Annotated in this window: 15 protein-coding genes and 1 riboswitch; of the genes, 10 read left to right on the forward strand and 5 right to left on the reverse strand. The window is 64.9% G+C overall.

Annotated features, from left to right (window positions below; all coding sequences use genetic code 11):
• Nucleotides 1–110: 110 nt before the first annotated feature.
• Together AC50X7_RS15430 and glyA are read right to left on the reverse strand one after the other, a co-directional pair.
• Nucleotides 111–1,028, reverse strand: a complete 918-nt coding sequence (locus AC50X7_RS15430; RefSeq protein WP_307096001.1) for a bifunctional methylenetetrahydrofolate dehydrogenase/methenyltetrahydrofolate cyclohydrolase — start codon at nt 1,026–1,028, stop codon at nt 111–113.
• 3 nt (nt 1,029–1,031) lie between these two features.
• On the reverse strand, nt 1,032–2,330 hold the full coding sequence (glyA, locus tag AC50X7_RS15435; protein WP_494979819.1) for a serine hydroxymethyltransferase: 1,299 nt from the start codon (nt 2,328–2,330) through the stop codon (nt 1,032–1,034).
• Nucleotides 2,331–2,475: 145 nt separating this feature from the next.
• Nucleotides 2,476–2,561: riboswitch (ZMP/ZTP riboswitch) on the reverse strand.
• Between the two features lie 43 nt (nt 2,562–2,604).
• Between glyA and purU the strand changes: the two genes are divergently transcribed.
• The 3 genes from purU to AC50X7_RS15450 all read left to right on the forward strand — a co-directional run bounded on the left by purU (nt 2,605) and on the right by AC50X7_RS15450 (nt 4,764).
• Nucleotides 2,605–3,465, forward strand: a complete 861-nt coding sequence (gene purU, locus AC50X7_RS15440) for a formyltetrahydrofolate deformylase (RefSeq protein ID WP_307096005.1) — start codon at nt 2,605–2,607, stop codon at nt 3,463–3,465.
• A gap of 27 nt (nt 3,466–3,492) precedes the next feature.
• Complete coding sequence (locus tag AC50X7_RS15445) at nt 3,493–4,161, forward strand: class I SAM-dependent methyltransferase (protein WP_494979820.1); 669 nt, start codon at nt 3,493–3,495, stop codon at nt 4,159–4,161.
• Nucleotides 4,162–4,245: 84 nt separating this feature from the next.
• A complete protein-coding gene (locus AC50X7_RS15450; protein ID WP_494979821.1) occupies nt 4,246–4,764 on the forward strand; it encodes a gamma carbonic anhydrase family protein in 519 nt (172 codons plus the stop codon).
• Here the strand turns inward: AC50X7_RS15450 and AC50X7_RS15455 are convergent.
• Both AC50X7_RS15455 and AC50X7_RS15460 read right to left on the reverse strand, forming a co-directional pair.
• Nucleotides 4,761–6,494, reverse strand: coding sequence for a flavin monoamine oxidase family protein (locus AC50X7_RS15455; protein WP_494979822.1), 1,734 nt, complete (start codon nt 6,492–6,494; stop codon nt 4,761–4,763). The genes AC50X7_RS15450 and AC50X7_RS15455 overlap by 4 nt on opposite strands.
• Nucleotides 6,491–8,038 (reverse strand): amino acid permease, encoded by a 1,548-nt coding sequence (locus tag AC50X7_RS15460; protein ID WP_494979823.1) that lies wholly within the window; start codon nt 8,036–8,038, stop codon nt 6,491–6,493. The genes AC50X7_RS15455 and AC50X7_RS15460 overlap by 4 nt, the downstream gene beginning before the upstream one ends.
• A 107-nt stretch (nt 8,039–8,145) precedes the next feature.
• Here AC50X7_RS15460 and AC50X7_RS15465 point away from each other — a divergent pair, with 107 nt between their 5' ends.
• The gene (locus tag AC50X7_RS15465) at nt 8,146–9,792 is read left to right on the forward strand and encodes a PucR family transcriptional regulator (RefSeq protein WP_494979824.1); all 1,647 of its coding nucleotides are present in this window, start codon (nt 8,146–8,148) and stop codon (nt 9,790–9,792) included.
• Here the strand turns inward: AC50X7_RS15465 and AC50X7_RS15470 are convergent.
• Entirely contained in the window at nt 9,771–10,565 is a 795-nt protein-coding gene (locus AC50X7_RS15470) for a nitrilase-related carbon-nitrogen hydrolase (protein ID WP_494979825.1), read from the reverse strand. The two genes, AC50X7_RS15465 and AC50X7_RS15470, sit on opposite strands and share 22 nt — an antisense overlap.
• 203 nt (nt 10,566–10,768) lie before the next feature.
• On the opposite strand from AC50X7_RS15470, the gene AC50X7_RS15475 reads away from it, so the two are divergent.
• The 6 genes from AC50X7_RS15475 to AC50X7_RS15500 all read left to right on the forward strand — a co-directional run bounded on the left by AC50X7_RS15475 (nt 10,769) and on the right by AC50X7_RS15500 (nt 18,611).
• Entirely contained in the window at nt 10,769–11,959 is a 1,191-nt protein-coding gene (locus tag AC50X7_RS15475) for an ROK family transcriptional regulator (RefSeq protein WP_494979826.1), read from the forward strand.
• Nucleotides 11,960–12,090: 131 nt separating this feature from the next.
• Nucleotides 12,091–13,647, forward strand: coding sequence for a multiple monosaccharide ABC transporter ATP-binding protein (gene mmsA / locus AC50X7_RS15480; RefSeq protein WP_494979827.1), 1,557 nt, complete (start codon nt 12,091–12,093; stop codon nt 13,645–13,647).
• A gap of 44 nt (nt 13,648–13,691) precedes the next feature.
• Nucleotides 13,692–14,978, forward strand: a complete 1,287-nt coding sequence (gene mmsB / locus AC50X7_RS15485) for a multiple monosaccharide ABC transporter permease (protein WP_494979828.1) — start codon at nt 13,692–13,694, stop codon at nt 14,976–14,978.
• Nucleotides 14,979–15,029: 51 nt separating this feature from the next.
• On the forward strand, nt 15,030–16,127 hold the full coding sequence (locus AC50X7_RS15490) for a substrate-binding domain-containing protein (protein ID WP_494979829.1): 1,098 nt from the start codon (nt 15,030–15,032) through the stop codon (nt 16,125–16,127).
• Between the two features lie 247 nt (nt 16,128–16,374).
• Nucleotides 16,375–17,469, forward strand: coding sequence for a Gfo/Idh/MocA family protein (locus AC50X7_RS15495; RefSeq protein ID WP_494979830.1), 1,095 nt, complete (start codon nt 16,375–16,377; stop codon nt 17,467–17,469).
• 152 nt (nt 17,470–17,621) lie between these two features.
• Nucleotides 17,622–18,611 carry a hypothetical protein gene (locus tag AC50X7_RS15500; RefSeq protein WP_494979831.1) on the forward strand — a complete coding sequence of 330 codons (990 nt, stop codon included), beginning with the start codon at nt 17,622–17,624 and terminating at the stop codon, nt 18,609–18,611.
• Nucleotides 18,612–18,806: the final 195 nt, after the last annotated feature.

Consider the following 18,806-nt stretch of genomic DNA (forward strand, 5'->3'; position numbering starts at 1 on the left):
TAGAGCTGCCCGGCAGGTGGAAGAGGACCGTCGGTTCTGTCTTTAAAGTCCGACGACGGCGCACCCCTTGAGCGCAAGGGGCGCGCCGTCGTCGGGCGTAGAGAGACGAACTACCGGGTGATTCCGCTTTGCTGTGCCAATTGGCGTTCCGCGGCTTCCACCACGTTGGTCATCAGCAGTGCAACGGTCATGGGACCGACGCCGCCGGGGTTCGGCGAAATCCAGCCGGCCACCTCGGCCGCGGCGGGCTCGATGTCGCCGTGGACCCTGCTCTTTCCCGTCTCGGGGTCGGTTTCGCGGGTGACACCGACGTCGAGCACGGCAGCGCCCGGCTTCACGTCCGCGGCCTTGACGATGTGCTTCGCACCCGCCGCGCCCACAATCACGTCCGCCTGCCGCAGCAGTTCCGAGAGGTTCTCGGTCCCGGTATGCGTCAGTGTCACAGTGGCGTTCACGGCGCGCCGCGTGAGGAGCAAACCGATGGAGCGGCCGATGGTGACGCCGCGGCCCACCACCACAACGTGCTTGCCGGCGAGGCTGTAGCCGTTGCGCTCGAGGAGCTCGATGACGCCACGGGGCGTGCACGGCAGCGGCGAGGTGATCTCGTTGTTGACGTTGAGTACCAGCCGGCCAAGGTTGGTCGGGTGCAGGCCGTCGGCATCCTTGGCGGGGTCGATGCGCTCGAGGATGGCATCGGTGTCCAGGTGCTTGGGCAGCGGCAGCTGCACGATGTACCCGTGGCAGGCAGGGTCCGCATTGAGTTCGTCGATGAGGGCTTCAACCTGCGCCTGGGTGGCATCTGCCGGAAGCTCACGCTGGATGGAGTTCATCCCAATCGCCTCGGACTGCTTGTGCTTCATGGACACATACAGCTGGGAAGCGGGGTCAGCGCCCACGAGCACAGTGGCAATGCCGGGAGTGACGCCGGCGGCCTTCAGGGCCGCGACGCGCTCGGTCAGCTCGGACTTGATGGCGGCCGCGGCCGCCTTGCCGTCAAGGACCTTCGCAGTCTGGGTTGTCTTAGTCATGGGTCACCACTGCTCGTGCGTCGGGTACAGCGGGAAGTCGGCCGCGAGTTTGTCGACGCGTGACTGCAGGGCCTCCACGTCGGCGCCGCTGCCGGCCTTCAGCGCGGTGGCGATGATCTCTGCCACCTCGGTGAATTCGGCGGCACCGAAGCCGCGGGTTGCCAGGGCCGGGGTGCCGATGCGCAGGCCGGAGGTGACCATTGGCGGGCGGGGATCGAACGGAACGGCGTTCCGGTTGACCGTGATGCCCACGGAGTGCAGGAGGTCCTCAGCCTGCTGGCCGTCCAGCTTGGAGTTGCGCAGGTCAACGAGGACCAGGTGCACGTCGGTGCCGCCCGTGAGGACGGAGACGCCGGCTTCGGCGACGTCCGCCTGGTTGAGGCGGTCGGCGATGATCTTCGCACCTTCCAGGACGCGCTCCTGGCGCTCCTTGAACTCCTCGGTGCCGGCGATCTTGAAGGCCACGGCCTTGGCGGCGATGACATGCATCAGCGGGCCGCCCTGCTGGCCCGGGAAGACGTTGGAGTTCAGCTTCTTGGCCCACTCCTGCTTGGCCAGGATTACACCCGAGCGCGGACCTGCGAGGGTCTTGTGCACAGTGGAGGTAACGACGTCGGAGTAGGGCACCGGACTCGGGTGCAGGCCTGCGGCAACCAGGCCGGCGAAGTGCGCCATGTCGGTCCAGAGCAGAGCGCCAACCTCGTCGGCGATGGAACGGAAGGCAGCGAAGTCCAGGTGCCGCGGGTAGGCGGACCAGCCGGCGATGATGACCTGGGGCTTCTCGGCGATGGCCTGCTCGCGGAGCCTGTCCATGTCCACGCGGAAGTTGTCTTCCTCCACCTGGTAAGCAGCCACGTTGTAGAGCTTGCCCGAGAAGTTCAGCTTCATGCCGTGGGTCAGGTGGCCGCCGTGGGCCAGGGACAGGCCGAGGATCTTGTCGCCCGGGGTGATCATGGCGGACAGCGCTGCGGCGTTGGCCTGGGCGCCGGAGTGCGGCTGGACGTTGGCGTACTCCGCGCGGAAGAGGGCCTTGACCCTGTCGATGGCCAACTGCTCGGCGATGTCAACGTACTCGCAGCCGCCGTAGTAGCGGCGGCCCGGGTAGCCCTCTGCATACTTGTTGGTGAGGACGGAGCCCTGGGCTTCCATCACGGCGCGCGGGGCAAAGTTCTCGGAAGCAATCATTTCCAGGGTGCCGCGCTGGCGGCCGAGCTCCTGGTCCAGGACTGCTGCGATTTCGGGATCAAGCTCAGCCAGCGGCTGGTTGCTGACGGCGGTGGTGGAGGTGGCTGTAGTAGTCACGAAGAACTCCTGGCTAGGGATAACGGGCACTGCTTAGGTCAGGCTACCGGTTGACGCACTTTCGCACCTCCATATGACAGCGCAAAAGTGCGGTCATGGCGCTGCAAGTACTGACGGGGTGCAGCCCCAATTCCGGCAAGACATGACCCTCGGCCCAGGCGTACGATCCGTGGTCTTCGTAATTGCCGCTCCCTGGTGGTTAGCCACCCAACGCCAGTTGCGACCCTTTCAGCCTACCAAATCCGCAGCGCCCTGCGCGGGTACGCTTGTAGGCGTGAGTGAAGAACAGCTGAACCAAGCGTACGTAGTAACCCTGTCCTGCCCGGACCGCCCGGGGATCGTCCATGCGGTGGCCGGCGCCCTGCTGGTGGCGGGGTGCAATATTACCGATTCGCAGCAGTACGGCAGCCCGGCAACGGGAAACTTCTTTATGCGGGTAGAGGTGACGACGGTGGCCGCCGCGTCAGAGCTTCGGGTCGCCCTGGAGCCGGTGGTACAGGCATTCGGTATGCAGTGGAGCCTGAATGCGGTGGGGCAAAAGGTCCGGACCCTGGTCATGGCCAGCACCGCCGCCCATTGCCTTAATGACCTGCTGTTTCAGCAGCGCTCCGGAACCCTGCCCATCGAGATCCCCGCCATCGTGTCCAACCACCAGGACCTTGCCGGGCTGGCCGAGTTCTATGGCATTCCGTTTCACCACATCCCTGTCACCAAGGACACCAAGGGGCAGGCGGAGGACAAGCTCCGCGCCATCATGGCCGAACACGATATTGAACTGACGGTCCTGGCCCGCTACATGCAGATCCTTTCCGACGAGCTCTGCACCGAGCTCACCGGCAAGGCCATCAACATCCACCACTCCTTCCTGCCGTCCTTCAAGGGCGCCAAGCCGTACCACCAGGCGCACGCCCGCGGCGTGAAGCTGATCGGCGCCACCGCCCACTACGTGACGGCTGCACTGGACGAGGGCCCCATCATCGAGCAGGAAGTCATCCGCGTGGACCACGCCCGCACGCCGGAGCAGTTCGTCCAGATGGGCCGGGACGTTGAAGGCCGCACGCTGGTCCAGGCAGTGCAGTGGCACGCAGAGCACCGGGTGCTGCTGGACGGCAACCGCACCGTCGTCTTCAACTGACGGTGAACTAAGCGTCAGGGAGGCGCGATGGAACCGGGGGCGGAGGACGGCGAGCGCCGCCTGGCCGACTTCTACAACCGGCGGGCCGCTTCCGGCGCCGACCGCCCGCCGTCGCGCAACCGCGTGGAGCAGCGCCAGCGCTTCATCGCCCTGCTGAAGGCAGAAGGGCGCCACTCCGTCCTCGAAGTCGGGACCGGGACAGGCCTGGACGGGTTGAAATTCGTTCAAGCGGGCATCCATTACACGGGGGTGGATCTCGCTGAGGGGCAGGTCCGGCTGGCCCGGGCCAGGGGCCTGGATGTGTCGGTTGGGAGCGCCCGGCGCCTGCCGTTCCCAAACGGTTCGTTCGCGGCGTTGTGGTCGATGAGCACCTTGCTGCACATCCCCGCATACGACATCGACGCCGTCCTGGCAGAGCTGGTGCGCGTCACCGCTCCCGGCGGGCTGATCGCCGTCGGCCTCTGGTCTGGCGATGATGAAGAGGGACTGAATCCCGAGGACGACGTCGAACCCCGCTTTTTCAGCCGGCGCAGCGACGCGACGGTCCAGGAAGTTTTTGGCCGCCATGGCGATTTCGAAGACTTTGTTACGTGGCCCGAGGGCACGGGTGCAGAATCCGGGCCCGGTGCCGGCTACTGGACCCAGCACTACCAGTTCCTGGTCCTGCGCACCCCTGCGCCTCCCCAACCCAACTAGCTCGCAGTTAACGTCCTCATTTCGGGTTTTCACGACTTTAACTGGGAGCTACTTGGGCAACGGCGTATGTCCTAGGCTTGGCGCATGGCTCCTCTGTACCCCTTCGCCGGCAACACCCCGGCCATCCACGAATCCGCTTTTGTTGCGCCGACCGCCGCGATCATCGGCAACGCCACGATGTCCGAGGACTCCAGCGCGTTCTACGGCGTCTCCGTACGCGCCGACACCGCCGCCATCACCGTCGGTGCGGGCAGCAACCTGCAGGACAACGTGGTGCTGCACGCGGACCCCGGCTTCCCCTGCACGGTGGGCCAACGTGTCAGCGTGGGGCACGCCGCCGTCGTGCATGGCTGCACTGTGGAGGACGACTGCCTGATCGGCATGGGGGCGACCGTACTTAACGGCGCGGTCATCGGCACCGGCTCGCTCGTGGCGGCCGGCGCCGTCGTCCTGGAGGGCACCATCGTCCCACCCCGCTCACTCGTGGCGGGCGTGCCGGGTAAGGTCCGCCGCGAACTCACCGACGAAGAGTACGACGGCGTCCGGGCCAACGCGGCGCGCTACGTGGAGTTGGCCAAGGCGCACCGGGAGATGCACGCCTAGTCCAAGGAAATTGGGCCAATTTCGTCGAGCAGTTCGCCGGGCCCGGGGTTGCCGGGTGCGGCGGAACCACCCAGGTGGTTCAGCACTCCCCACACTGCGTTGAGACCGGTGGTGACGGCGCCTTCCGCCCAGCCTGCTGTGAACGAGACGTCGTCGCCGGCCAGGAAGATCCCGCGCTGTGAGTCCGGCAGCGCGTCCTGCTTGAAGTGCGTGAACAGCCGCTGCTGGTAGCGGTAGTGGCCGGGCAGGTTGGCTTTGAAGGCACCCATAAAGTTGGGATCGGCCTCCCAGGAAACGGTGATCGGCTGGCCCACGATGTGTCCTGCGATGTCCACTCCCGGGTAAATCTGCTCGAGCGAATGCAGCATCAGTTCCACGCGCTCGTCCGCGTCCAGCGCCAGCCACTTCAGAGCGTCGTCGTTCCAGGTGTAGGAGAGCAGGATGACGGCGGGTTGGTCCGGCCCGTTGTCCAGGAGGTACGTTGCGCGGTTGAGCCTGTCCGTGAGCGTCATGGAAAGCACCTCGTTCCCGGTTTCAGGATCGATGTCCTTCCAGAACGGCCGGTCCACCATCACAAACGTTTTGGAGGACTGCATGTAGTGCGAGCGCTCAATGGCCGTCCACAGTTCGGCCGGGAACAGGGCCTCCTCCGTGTGGATTCGGGTGGACAGCAGCCAGGACTGGCAGGTGGTGACCACGGCGGGGTAGCTGGCTTCGCGGCCCCAGCGTTCGCGGATGCGCAGGTTTCCGTCCGGGTCGCGGCTGATCCTGCCCACGGCGCCGCGCGGGGAGCCGGAGTGCAGCGACGCCAGCGAGGTTCCTTCCGGCCAGTGGGCCATGCCCGACGGCGCGTGCTGCCACAGTGCCTCGGGGAGCCGCTGCGCTCCCCCGCGGATGAGCCGGTGCTGGTCGTCGGCGTCCGTGTACACCACCCGGAGGATTTCCAGGATGGAGTTGGGGAAGTCGGTGTCCCAGCCGCCGGTGCCGAAGCCCACCTGGCCGAAGGCTTCCCGGTGCGCAAACCCGGCCTTCCTGAATGACTCGCTGGCCGCGATGAATCCGTAAAAGGTCTGCTCATCCATCAGCGGCAGCAGCTCGTTCCACAGCTCCTTGATGCGTGCCGTGTCCCTGGACCGGATGGCCTGCTGCATTTCGACAAACTGGGCGCCATCATTCACGGCTGCCTTCCAGGCGTCCGCCACTTCGCGGAAGAACGGCGGCAGGTCGCCGGCTTTCTCCGCATAGTGTTTCTCGCCTGCCAGTTCAATCACCGTGCTGGAGGTGGCTGGGGACAGCGGGTTCGGGAACTCCTCTGTTTCCAGGCCGAGCAGGTCCACGTAGTGGTAGAACGCCTTGCCGGATTCCGGGAAGCGCATGCCGCCGAGGTCCGCCACAACACCGGGCGCAGCGGGGAACGACGCAGTGCGCAGGCGTCCGCCGATCCGATCGGCTTCGTACACTACCGGCCGCAGTCCCAGCTTCATGAGCTCGTACGCAGTGACCAGTCCCGAAAGCCCGGCCCCGATGACGGCGACTTCCGTGCCCAGAAGTTCGGGCGGCACGGTACCCAGGCCGTCCGGGTGCGCGAGGTAGTGGTCGTAGCTGAACGGGAAGTCCGGGTTCAGCATGGTGATGGGACCTGCGTCGGCGCCGCCTGGGCCCGGAGCTGCACTGGGAGTGGCTGATGTGCTGGATGGATCTGAGGCCGGCAGTTCGGTGGCGATGGTCATGGAAGTTCTGCCTTCGTCTGTTCTGAGGTTTGCTGGGTTGAAAGTGGTGGTCCGGAGAGCTCGCGGTATTCCTCGTTGCTGAGTGCCGCCACCCGTGAGTTCCGGCGGCCGTAACCAAAGTACGCGGCCACGCCCACCAGCATCCAGAGGGCGAAGACCACCCAGGTGTCAGCGCCGAGGTTCGCCATCAGGTATGCGCACATCGCGGCGCCGAGGATGGGGGTGAGTGGGAAGAGTGGCACGCGGAAGGTGCGTTCCAGCTCCGGCCGGGTACGGCGGAGGTAGATGACGGCGACGTTCACCAGGGCGAACGCAAACAGGGTACCGATGCTGGTGGCATCCGCGAGCGCACCCAGGGGCACCAGCCCGGCGGTCAGCGCGACGGCGGCTCCCACCAGGAGTGTCCCTGCCACGGGGGTGCCGGTACGGCGGGAAACGCGGCCGAAGACCTTGGGGATGAGCCCGTCGCGGGACATGGACAGCAGGATACGGGTCTGCCCGTAGAGCACCGTCAGTACGATGCTGGCGATTGCCAGCACCGCGCCCACTGCGAAGACGAGTGCGATCCACGGCTGACCGGTGGTCTCTTCGAGGATCTTCACCAGGGCCGCCTCGGTTCCGTCGAACCATCCCCAAGGCCGGGCGCCGATGGCAGCGACGGCCACCAGGACGTAGATGGTGGTGACAATCAGCATGGACAGCATAATGGCCCTGGGCAGGTCGCGCTTGGGGTTCCGCGCTTCCTCGCCTGCTGTGGAGGCGGCGTCGAAACCAATGTAGGAAAAGAAGACGCGCGAGGCTGCGGCGGAGACGCCGGCAGCACCCATGGGCAGCAAGGGCTCAAAGTTGCCGGCGTTGAATGCGGTGAAGGCCACGGCGCAGAAGAACAGCAGGATGCCCACCTTCACCACCACGATGGAGGTGTTGATCCAGGCGCTTTCCTTCGCGCCGCGGACCAGGAGGACGGTTGCGAGCACCACGATGACCATGGCGGGGATGTTGACCACGCCGCCGTCCCCCGGTGGCTGCGACACTGCATCGGGCAGGACGGAGCCGAAGACGGCAAGCGTTTCATTCACGTACTGGCCGGCACCCACGGCGACGGCGGCCACGGAAACGGCGTACTCCAGCACCAGGCACCAGCCGCAGATCCACGCCATCCCCTCGCCCATGGTGGCGTACGTGTAGGAATAGCTGGATCCGGCAACGGGCACCAGCCCTGCCATTTCCGCATAGGAAACCGCGGAGAGCAGTGCGGCCAGGCCGGCGATCGCGAACGAAATCCAGATGGCAGGCCCGGCAAGCGGAACGGATTCGCCCAAAATCACCAGGATGCCGGTGCCGAGGGTGGCCCCAACAGAGATCATGGTCAGCTGCAGGACACCGAAGCTGCGAACCAGGCGGGGGCTGCCGTCGGAGCTTTCTGCCTCGTTGACCATCTGCGCGATTGGCTTGCGGCGCAGCAGCTGTGCGCCCAGGGCCGGGCGGGCTGCTGGTCCGGCGGTGCCGTTCGGAGCCGGGCCGGAGAGTGTAGGCACAGTCATCGTTGACGTCCGTTCTGTCGTTGGCTGGTTGAGCGGTTTTCCCCTCACCCACAGTAGGGGTGTGAGGCGCATCTCAAGGAGTGCAAAGTGACCTATAGTGTTCACTCATGAGACGTAATGCACCAGCCGCCGCTGGTAGTCCGGACCAGTTGGACGCCGTGACGCTCGAACAGTTCCTCGCCGCCCTGCCCGCCGAAGTAGCAGTCGTGCACGACGCCGGAAACGGCCAGGTGCCTCTGCGGTGGGTGGAGCCGAGCGAGTTGGAGGACCCCACCCCCTACCTGCTGGACGGCGAGTTTGTCCTCACCGCCGGCATGCCCTTCCGGGACGGCGGAAACGACGGCGCCAGCGCCCACGGGGGCCAAAATGCCGCCCGGGTGGAGGAGTATGTCCGCCGGCTGGTGGAGGCCGGAGTGGCTGCGCTGGGCTTCGGCCTGCAGCCCTATTACGACGCCGTCCCGGACCACGTGCTGGCAGCCTGCCGGAAGCAGGGACTCACCTTGGTGGAGGTGCCCGCGAGCGTGCCGTTTGCCGCCCTGGGCCTGGAATTCTCCAAGCTGCTTGAGTCCGGAAACGCCCAGGTTTTCCGGCAACTGGCGGAGACCAACAGGCACCTCATGCGGGCGGTGCTTTCGGCCCGGCCGGAGCATGAACTGCTCGCGGCGCTGTCCCAGCGCGTCCCGGCGTGGGCCGTCCTTTTGGGGGCCGACGGCCGCGTGCGTGCCCGGGCGGGTGCCGCCGTCGACCTTTCCCAACTCCAGCCCCTGCTCAAGAAGCTCCTCAGCGGGACCGGACCCCGGGTGGAAACAGAAACGCTTGATGCCCCCGGCTCGGCGCTGGTCTTCGCCCATCCCCTCCGGAGCAGCAAAGACGCCACCTTGGGCGGGCTGGTGCTCGGCACGGACAAGGCCTTGACTCCCGCTCAGAACAGTGTGGTTTCTTCTGTGGTGGGCCTCCTGGAACTGCTGGTCCGCCAGCGCACCAGCGGGTCCCTGGCGCCCAGCCAGCTGGCCACCGCCCTCCTGCTCCATCCCGAAACGCTGGCCGGCGGCAACACCCGGCAGCTGAATGCGCTGAAGGATCTATTGGCGCAAAGCGTCGCGGGAACACGGTCCGGACAGGTCCGCGTGATCCAGGGCGTGCGGGCAGCGGTTGCACCCGCCGCAGACGACGGGCCGGTCCGGGAACTGCTGCAGTGGCGCCGGCTGTTCGACAGCAAAATGGTGGAGCTGACCGACTACGGCTTCGCGGCCGTGACCCGGCTAAAGGTGGATGACCAGCTGCTGGCCGAAGTGGAGCACCTCGGGTGGCGACTGGTGGTGGGCGAGCCCACGGAGCTGTCGGGCCTGCCGGAGGCCTACCGGCGTGCCTCCTCGCTCCGGCCCCGGGTATCGGCGACGGGCAAAAGCGCCCGCGTCGAGGAGATGACCTGGTCCGTGACCGGCCTGCTCGGCAGGGAGGCCGGCAGCATGCTGGCGGCCAGAATCCTGGCGCCGGTCCTCGAGCTGGAGCCCGAACGCCGTGACGCCCAGCTCCGGGTTCTCCGGTCCTGGCTGGCGGCAAACGGAAGCTGGGACGCCACGGCCAAGGAACTGGACCTGCACCGGAACAGCGTGCGGCGACAAATCACCGCCATCGCGGAACTGTTGGACATGGACTTGGGCCAGGCCCAGTCACGGGCAGAGTTGTGGATTGCGCTGCAGTACGTGGATGGGCCGGTAACGGAAAACTCTCAGCCGCCCCAGGAACGGTAGAGATCCGGCCGCCGTTCGGCGAGGTACGGCACCTCGCCGCGGGCCTCGGCGGCGGAGTCTTCGTTTAGCTCCGCGAAAAGGAGCTGCGTTTCCTCGCCAGCCGCGGCCAGCAACCTGCCGTCCGGCCCGGCGATGACGCTGCCGCCAAGGAACCTGCAGCCCTCCTCCACTCCCGAGTGGTTGGCATAGGCAATGGCCAACTGGCTTTCCAGCGCGCGAGCACGCAGCAAAACCTGCGGAACGTCGTCAAACCCGTGCGCCAGGGCGGTGGGTACCAGGAGCAGTTCGGCTCCGGCCACGGCTGCGGCACGGACGGCTTCGGGAAACTCGACGTCGTAGCAGATCACCATGGAAGTTGGCACGCCGTTGAAATCCACGACGGCGGGAGGCTCGGCCGCCGGGCTGAACGCCGCGCGTTCGTCAGGACCAAAGAGGTGCACCTTGGAGTAGCCGAGCAGGCTGTTGCCTTTGGCGTCCAGAAGCGTGGCGCTGATGTGCCACTCCCCCTCCCCGGTGACTTGGGGAAGGCTGTATACGAGGCCCACCTGATGGCGCCGCGCGATGCCGGCAAGCTTCCTGTGCAGGGCTGGCAGGCGGGCGGGATCCAGTTCAGCCCGGACCCTGCGGGGTGCGTAACCCACGGGAAAGAGTTCGGGTGTCACCAGGACGCGGGCCCCCGCGGCAGCAGCAGCTTCTGCGGCTGCATCGATGGCGGCACAGTTGGCGTCCACATCCATCACAACCGCGTTGGCCTGCAGGAGTGCCAGCAACACAGCGGCCACCTTCCGTCGTCGGACCGGCCCTCAAAAGAAGGCCTAGGAACAGACTAGGCACGGTTTAGCAGGGTCCGTAGGGCCTATTTGCACCGCTCCGCCCCTCAAGGCGGGCAGATCATCCTGGCTTTTCCCACGACGCTCCTCAGGCCCGTTGCGTTAACTTCTTGACTACAAACTTCCGATAAGGCACTCTTTCAAGCATGCCCGCAACTTCGCGCTCAACGAGGAGCAAGCCCAGAAATCCCGGCTCGCAATCCGCCCTGCGGCAACTGAACCAGCAACGGATTATCGAATCGCTGATGGGCGGGCCTTCCACGCAGGCTGAACTGGCCCGGCAGACCGGGCTCTCCACAGCGACGGTCTCCAACATCGTCAGAATAATGCTCGATTCAGGTATGGCATCCACGGAGCCCATCACCAGTTCCGGCCGCCGGGCGCTTAACGTCAGGCTCAACAGCAACGGCGCGGTGGCAGTCGGAATCGACTTCGGCCGGCGCCACCTTCGGGTGGTACTGGCCTCGCTGAGTTACCACGTCATTGCCGAGGAATCAGTCACGCTCCCTCTGGGCCACCAGGCTGAGGAAGGCATCCAGGCGGCAGTAATCCTGCTCGAGAAACTCCTGCAGGAAAGCGGCATCGCGCGCAGCGCAGTGGTGGGCGCAGGGGCCGGAATCCCCGGACCGATCGACCGGCGCACCGGCACCGTCGCCCAAGGGGCAATCCTTCCGGAGTGGGTGGGCATCAACATCCTCCAGCACCTGGAGGAACGGCTCAAAATCCCCGTTTTTGTTGACAACGACGCCAATTTGGGCGCCTGGTCCGAGGTGACCTGGGGTCAACACACCGGGGTCAGCAACCTGCTGTTCTTGAAGATCGGATCAGGCATCGGAGCCGGCCTCATCCTGAACGGGGCACCCTATTACGGCAACGTCGGAATCACTGGCGAAATCGGCCACGCCACCATCCATGAACAAGGGCTTGTCTGCCGCTGCGGTAACCGAGGCTGCCTTGAAACCATCGCGTCCACCACCACCATGATTGAACTCCTGAGCCGCGGTGAGGACCGGCCGCTCACCCCCGCGGATATCGTGCGCAAGGCCCTGGCCCGTGACTCGGCAACCCTCCGGGTACTCGATGACGCTGGGCTCGCCGTCGGCCGCGCGCTCGGCAACGTTGCCAACCTGATCAACCCTGAAGTCATCGTGGTCGGCGGGCCACTTGCCGGCCTCGGCAACCTCCTCCTGGACCCCATTAAGCGGGGACTGGTGCGGCATGCCGTGCCCGTCATCGGGGAGACCACCGCGTTGGCCATGTCCTCCCTCGGCGACCGCGCGGAGGCCCTTGGAGCGGCTGCCCTAGTGTTCCAACACGCCGGAATCAGGAAGACCTAGACCGTTTTGTTATCCGGGATATGCGTTAAAGACTTGACGACAACCGGCGTGATCCAGTTTACTTTCTCATCAGACGGCCCTGCGCTTTGCCGGCCGGACAAAGAAGTCATTGCATTGGAGGGTTAGGGCACATGACGTCCCAGACCACGCAAACCGACCCGATCATCCTCGAGATGCGGTCCATCACCAAGGAATTCCCCGGCGTTAAAGCGTTGGCCGATGTGAACCTGCGGGTGAAGGCTGGCGAGATCCACGCCATCTGCGGCGAGAACGGCGCCGGCAAGTCCACCCTGATGAAGGTCCTTTCGGGTGTTTACCCCTACGGCAGCTACGACGGCGACATCGTCTACCAGAACCAGGTCCAGCAGTTCCGCGACATCCGGGCCAGCGAACACGCCGGCATCGTGATCATCCACCAGGAACTCGCGCTGATCCCGGAGCTCTCCATCATGGAGAACATCTTTTTGGGCAACGAGCCAACAAAGCGCGGCGTAATCAACTGGGCCGAGGCCCGGCTGCGCTCCCTGGATCTGTTGGCCCGTGTCGGCCTGCGCGAGGACCCGGATACGCCCATCAAGGAAATCGGCGTCGGCAAGCAGCAGCTCGTGGAAATCGCGAAGGCCTTGAACAAGTCGGTAAAGATCCTCATCCTGGACGAGCCCACGGCCGCGCTGAATGAGTCCGATTCCCAGCACCTGCTGGACCTGATGCTTGGCCTGAAGGCGAAGGGCATTACCAGCATCATCATTTCGCACAAGCTCAACGAGATTGAACAAATCGCCGATTCCATCACCATCATCCGCGACGGCAAGTCGATCGAGACGCTGGATGTGAAAGCGGACGGCGTGGACGAGGACCGCATCATCAAAGGGATGGTGGGCCGCACCCTCGAATCGCGCTTCCCGGACCACACTCCGAAAATCGGCGAGGTGTTCTTCGAAGTCAAGGACTGGACGGTGGGCCACCCCAACGTCCAGGACCGGCTGGTTTGCAAGAACTCGAACTTCTTCGTCCGCCGCGGTGAAATTGTAGGCTTCGCCGGACTCATGGGCGCCGGCCGCACCGAGCTTGCCCGGTCCGTATTTGGCCGGTCCTACGGCAAGTTCATCAGCGGCCAGGTCTACAAGGACGGCAAGCAGGTGACCCTCAAGTCCGTCCGGCAGGCCATTGACGCCGGACTCGGATACGTCACCGAGGACCGCAAGTCACTGGGACTGAACCTGCTCGATGACATCAAAACCACCACGGTGGCCGCCAACCTGCGCAAGATCAGCCACAACTCGGTGGTGGACCCCAACCAGGAATTCACCGTAGCGGAGCAGTACCGCAAGTCGTTGCGGACCAAGACCCCGTCGGTGGAGGAGGGCGTGGCCAAACTGTCCGGCGGAAACCAGCAGAAAGTAGTCCTTGCCAAGTGGATGTTCACGGACCCGGACCTGCTGATCCTGGATGAACCGACCCGCGGCATTGACGTCGGAGCCAAGTACGAGATTTACGGCATCATCCAGCAACTGGCCAACCAGGGAAAGGGTGTCATCGTCATTTCCTCGGAGCTGCCCGAACTCCTGGGCCTTTCAGACCGTATCTACACGATTTTCGAAGGCGCCATCACCGGTGTCCTGGACAAAGAAGAGGCCAGCCAGGAAAGCCTGATGAAACTGATGACCTCTGCCCGCAAAGCCGCCTGACCCCTGGACCACCCCAGAACCTTCCGGACACAAGGACTCACACAATGAACGCCCTCAAGAAGCTCTTTGGCGGAAATACCCGCCAATTCGGCATGATCTTCGCCCTGGTGGCCCTGATCGTCTTCTTCCAAATCGCCACCGACGGCCGCACCCTCACCCCCGGCAACGTCATCAACCTCTTCAACGGCAACTCCTACATCCTGATCCTGGCGATCGGCATGGTGCTGGTGATCATCGCAGGGCACATCGACCTCTCCGTCGGTTCAGTCGCCGCCTTCGTGGGAGTCACCGTGGCCCTCGCCATCCGTGACTGGGGAATCCCGTGGTACGCCGGCGTGCTCCTGGGCCTGGTGCTCGGCGCGGTGATCGGCGCCTGGCAGGGCTGGTGGACAGCGTACGTGGGCATACCGGCCTTTATCGTCACCCTCGCCGGCATGCTCCTTTTCCGCGGCTTCAACCAGTTCGTGGGCAAGTCCAACACCATTCCGGTGCCCGCCGATTTCCAGTTCCTCGGATCGGGCTACCTCCCCGAGGTTGGCCCCGACACCGGCTTCAATAACCTCACGCTGCTGCTGGGCATCGCAGCCGCGGCCTTCGTAGTGTGGGGCGAACTGCGCTCCCGGGCCCGCGCCAAGGCTCTTGGCGCTGAAGTTCCGGAAATGTGGGTCACCGTGCTGAAGCTGGTCCTGATCTGCGGCGCCATCCTCTACGCCACGTACCTGTTTGCCACCGGCCGTCCCGGTACTTCCTTCCCGATCCCCGGCCTGATCCTCGCGGTCCTGGTCCTGCTGTACGGCTTTGTCGCCTCCCGCACCATCCTGGGCCGGCACGTCTACGCAGTGGGCGGCAACCGTCACGCGGCCGAACTGTCCGGTGTCCAGTCCAAAAAGGTCAACTTCCTGGTCATGATGAACATGTCCATCCTTGCCGGCCTGGCGGGCATGATCTTCGTCGGACGCTCCACCGCCTCCGGCCCGTTCGACGGCGTGGGCTGGGAGCTGGACGCCATCGCCGCTGTCTTCATCGGCGGCGCTGCGGTTACGGGCGGCGTGGGCACCGTCGTCGGCTCCATCATTGGTGGCCTGGTGATGGCAGTGCTGAACAACGGCCTGCAGCTCCTCGGCGTCGGTGCCGACCTCACCCAGATCATCAAGGGTTTGGTGCTCCTGATCGCCGTCGCCTTCGACGTCTACAACAAGAGCCAGGGCAAGAAGTCGATCATCGGCCTGCTGACTCAAAACTTCAACCGGCCCTCCGGCGGCGGACCCAGCAACCCCCTCCAGCCCGACGAAACCACCTCCACCAAGGAAGCGATCGCCAGGGAAGCCTGAGCTCTTGCAGCCTGAATAGAGTTACACCACCACAAGGAAAGAGAACCAACAATGCGAATGTTTGGTAAAGCAGGAAAGGCCGCAGCGGTTGCTGCCATCGCAGCACTGGCGCTGACGGGCTGCGGCCGGTCGGAGCCCAGCACGGGCGGCGGAACCGAAGGCGCAGGAGGGTTCGAACAGAACTCCTCCATCGGCGTCGCACTTCCGCAGAAGACCAGCGAGAACTGGGTCCTGGCGGAGAAGCTGTTCAACGACGGACTCAACGGGGCAGGGTTCAAGGCTGATGTGCAGTTCGCCAACGGCGGCGTGTCCGAGCAGCAGAACCAGATCAGCGCCATGGTCACCAAGGGCGCCAAGGTGATCATCGTTGGTGCCATCGACGGCTCGCAGCTGGGTACCCAGCTCCAGCAGGCCAAGGACGCCGGCGCCACCATCATCGCCTACGACCGCCTGCTCCTGAATACCCAGAACGTGGACTACTACGTGGCCTACGACAACTTCAAGGTGGGCGAGCTCCAGGGCCAGGCACTGCTCGAAGGCCTGCAGGCCAAGAAGGCAAGCGGCCCGTACAACATCGAACTGTTCGCAGGCTCCCCCGACGATGCCAACGCCAAGGTCTTCTTCGACGGCGCCATGAGCGTCCTGCAGCCGAAGATCGACGACGGCACGCTGAAGGTAGTGTCCGGACAGACCAAGTTCGAACAGGCCGTCACGCAGGGCTGGAAGGCTGAAAACGCCCAGCGCCGCGCCGACACCCTGCTCACCGGCAGCTACACCAGCCAGTCCCTGGACGGCGTCCTCTCCCCCAACGACACCCTTGCCCGCGCTGTCCTGACATCCGTCAAGGGCGCTGGCAAGCCCACCCCGGTAATCACGGGCCAGGACTCCGAGGTTGAGTCGGTCAAGTCGATCATGGCCGGCGAGCAGTACTCCACCATCAACAAGGACACCCGCAAGCTCGTTGAGCACGCCATCACCATGGTGAAGGATCTCCAGGCCGGCAAGGAACTGGAAATCAACGACAAGGACTCCTACAACAACGGCGTCAAGACCGTCCCGGCCTACCTGCTGGAGCCGGTTATCGTCACTGCTGAAAACGTGAAGACGGCCTACGTGGACGATCCGGTACTCGGACCGATCACCAAGTAAGCCATCTGATCACCGAAAAGCCCGGTCCCGCATTCTGCGGGGCCGGGCTTTTGGGTGAACCGGATAAGTAGGCGGGACGGGTGGGGTCCAGGGTCCAGCAGTGCGGCCCTCCCCCAGATGCTTTCTCACTCCCTGCGGGGAAAAATCAAACGCTCTCGCAGTTCCTGCAGGTCAAATCCGAACGCTCTCGCAGTTCCTGCAGGGTCAAATCCGAACGCTCTCGCAGCACAGTGAGAAGATGGGCACCATGAGTGCGCCTATCGCCAAGCCATGGTTGTCCAGCCAGCCCGACCAGGATCCCCGTTCCGCCACGGGAGATCCCCTCCGCTGGGGCGTCATTGCCACCGGCGGGATTGCCCGCTCCGTGTCGCAGGACCTGGTTATGCTGGCCGACGCAGAGCTTTATGCCGTCAGCTCCCGGGGGCAGGAGACGGCGGACAACTTCGCCGCCATGTACGGGTTCGGTCGGGCATACGGGGACGACGGCGGGGTTCGCGGCTATGAGCGGTTACTCGCCGATGATGCGGTGGACGTGGTTTACGTGGCGACGCCGCATGCGCAGCACCATGAAGTTGTGCTGGCCGCGCTCAACGCCGGCAAACACGTCCTGTGCGAGAAGGCATTCACCATCAACGCCAGGGAAGCCTTCGAGCTCATCGATCTTGCCCGGTCCCGCAATCTTTTCCTCATGGAGGCCGTCTGGAGCCGGTTCCTGCCGGGCATGCAGCGGGCCTTCGAAATTGCGGCCTCCGGTGAGATCGGGGACATTCACTGGGTGACGGCCGACCTTGGCTTCCCCGCCTCCTACTCACCCACCGCCAGGCTTTGGGCCAGGCAGGACGGCGGTGGCGCCCTGCTCGACCTTTCGGTTTATCCGCTGCTCTGGGCGCTGGGGACCCTTGGCTTTCCCCAGACAGTCAGCGCCACGGGAGATATAAATGACGACGGCGTTGACGCCCAGAATGCCCTGACCCTCGGCTACAACCACGGCGCGCAGGCCCAGCTGACCTCGTCGCTGCTGGCACATGGCCCGCGAACAGCCACGGTCGCCGGCAGCAAAGGCTTCCTGCAGAGCATCGGATCCATCAACAACCCGCGGGACCTGGTTATTGGAACAGGGCGGGAAGAACGCCGGGTTGAATCATTCGACGCCGTGGGGCGCGGGTACACCTACGAACTGCGCGAGGTGACGCGGTGTATCCAGCAGGGCCTCACTGAAAGCCCGGTGATGCCGCTGGAGGACACACTGAACACGATGCGCCTTTTTGATGGAGTGCGTGCCCAGCTGGGAGTCAGCTACCCGAACGATGAACGGCAAGCCACAAAGGTGACACAGCCGTAAAGGACGGCAGTACAAAGTCAATGCCGCTGTCACGCCATGAAGAAAAGCGGCCTTATTTTGTCGATTTGTTTTAGTGGGTTCTGGACTTTCTGCAACATTTGGTTTTAGGCTTTGGGCATCCGTCGAATGCAACGGTACTGGGGGTGGTACGCATGGCTAAGGCTCGTTTTCCGTGGCGTGCCCTGCGTCCTGTGTTCCTTGCCGGTGCGGCGACCCTGACCTGGCTGACGTTTTCGTCTCCGGCGGCCTCAGCGGACGTGCTTTCTGATACCACGTCACTGTTGGGCGGGGTTACCAGCACGGTTTCTTCGGTATCGGACAAAGTTGCCGGCCCTGCACCGGCTGCCCCTGCGGCGCCTCCTGTTGCCGCGCCTGCTGCTGCGGCACCCTCGCCGGGTTTGCTTGGGCCTGTGGTGGGCCAGGTTTCGGGGCTCGCTGACAACATCGTCGCAGCTGTCCCGGTGGTGAACCGGGTGGTTCCCGCCGATGCAGTGATGGTTGTTTCGGCTCCCGTCGCTGGAGTTGTTGACGGTGCTACCGCATCAGTGGTGGCCGTTGTTGTTCCGCCTGTTGCCGGTGCCGTTCCGGTTCTTGAACCTGTTCTGGAGCCCGTCGCTGACCTGGTCACAGGCGCCGCTCCGCTGCCCGTTGCGGTTCCTGAACTGCCCGCCGTTCCTGAGCTGCCGGCCGTTCCGGTTGATGCCGATCTTTCCGACGGCGCTGTCGTCCCCGGAGGCGGCCAGGCTGCTGCCGAGGATCGGGGCGCAACCCTGGGGAGCCCGGCGGCTGCGGACGTTCCCCTCGCCAGCGCTGTGCCGGGCACGGGTTCTACCGGTTCCTCTGTCGGTGCGGTGGCCTTGGCGGGTACTTCGTCCCCGCTGCGGGCTGCCCCACCTGTGGAGTCCGGTGCCGGTGCCGGGGAGTCTGGGACGGCTGACCCTTCGCCTGTCCCTGCCCAGGCACCGGCTGTCCCGGGTTCCGGTGCCGGTAGCGGCACGTCGGCGTCCGGTTCTTCCGGTTCTGCGGCGTGGCTGAGCGTTTTCACTGTTGATCTTCCTGTTCCCGGTGCCGTCCGTGCCGGGGAATCCTCTGAGCACGTCCCTGCACCGGTGTCCCTGGACCCCGGTTCCTCTCCTGACTAGTTGAGACCCGTCTGCCCCCTGTGTGGCAGAACGCGGCCTTGCGGGTTGCTGACCAAAGCGCCCCTTACCTCAACTATTTTCAGGAGACATCATCATGAGTTCGAACCTTCGCAGGGGGATGCTTGGCACCCTCTTTGCCGGCGGGCTTTTGGCCTTCGGCTGCACCGCGGCCAACGCCGCGGACACCACCAGCGG

This window comes from Pseudarthrobacter sp. Hb11, assembly GCF_059383655.1.

Excerpts from the sequence above, each read along its gene's own strand:
- AC50X7_RS15430 (WP_307096001.1), bottom strand. The coding sequence starts at position 1,028 with ATGACTAAGACAACCCAGACTGCGAAGGTCCTTGACGGCAAGGCGGCC.
- AC50X7_RS15445 (WP_494979820.1), top strand. The coding sequence starts at position 3,493 with ATGGAACCGGGGGCGGAGGACGGCGAGCGCCGCCTGGCCGACTTCTAC.
- AC50X7_RS15450 (WP_494979821.1), top strand. The coding sequence starts at position 4,246 with ATGGCTCCTCTGTACCCCTTCGCCGGCAACACCCCGGCCATCCACGAA.
- AC50X7_RS15455 (WP_494979822.1), bottom strand. The coding sequence starts at position 6,494 with ATGACCATCGCCACCGAACTGCCGGCCTCAGATCCATCCAGCACATCA.
- AC50X7_RS15460 (WP_494979823.1), bottom strand. The coding sequence starts at position 8,038 with ATGACTGTGCCTACACTCTCCGGCCCGGCTCCGAACGGCACCGCCGGA.
- AC50X7_RS15465 (WP_494979824.1), top strand. The coding sequence starts at position 8,146 with ATGAGACGTAATGCACCAGCCGCCGCTGGTAGTCCGGACCAGTTGGAC.
- AC50X7_RS15475 (WP_494979826.1), top strand. The coding sequence starts at position 10,769 with ATGCCCGCAACTTCGCGCTCAACGAGGAGCAAGCCCAGAAATCCCGGC.
- mmsA (WP_494979827.1), top strand. The coding sequence starts at position 12,091 with ATGACGTCCCAGACCACGCAAACCGACCCGATCATCCTCGAGATGCGG.
- mmsB (WP_494979828.1), top strand. The coding sequence starts at position 13,692 with ATGAACGCCCTCAAGAAGCTCTTTGGCGGAAATACCCGCCAATTCGGC.
- AC50X7_RS15490 (WP_494979829.1), top strand. The coding sequence starts at position 15,030 with ATGCGAATGTTTGGTAAAGCAGGAAAGGCCGCAGCGGTTGCTGCCATC.
- AC50X7_RS15495 (WP_494979830.1), top strand. The coding sequence starts at position 16,375 with ATGAGTGCGCCTATCGCCAAGCCATGGTTGTCCAGCCAGCCCGACCAG.
- AC50X7_RS15500 (WP_494979831.1), top strand. The coding sequence starts at position 17,622 with ATGGCTAAGGCTCGTTTTCCGTGGCGTGCCCTGCGTCCTGTGTTCCTT.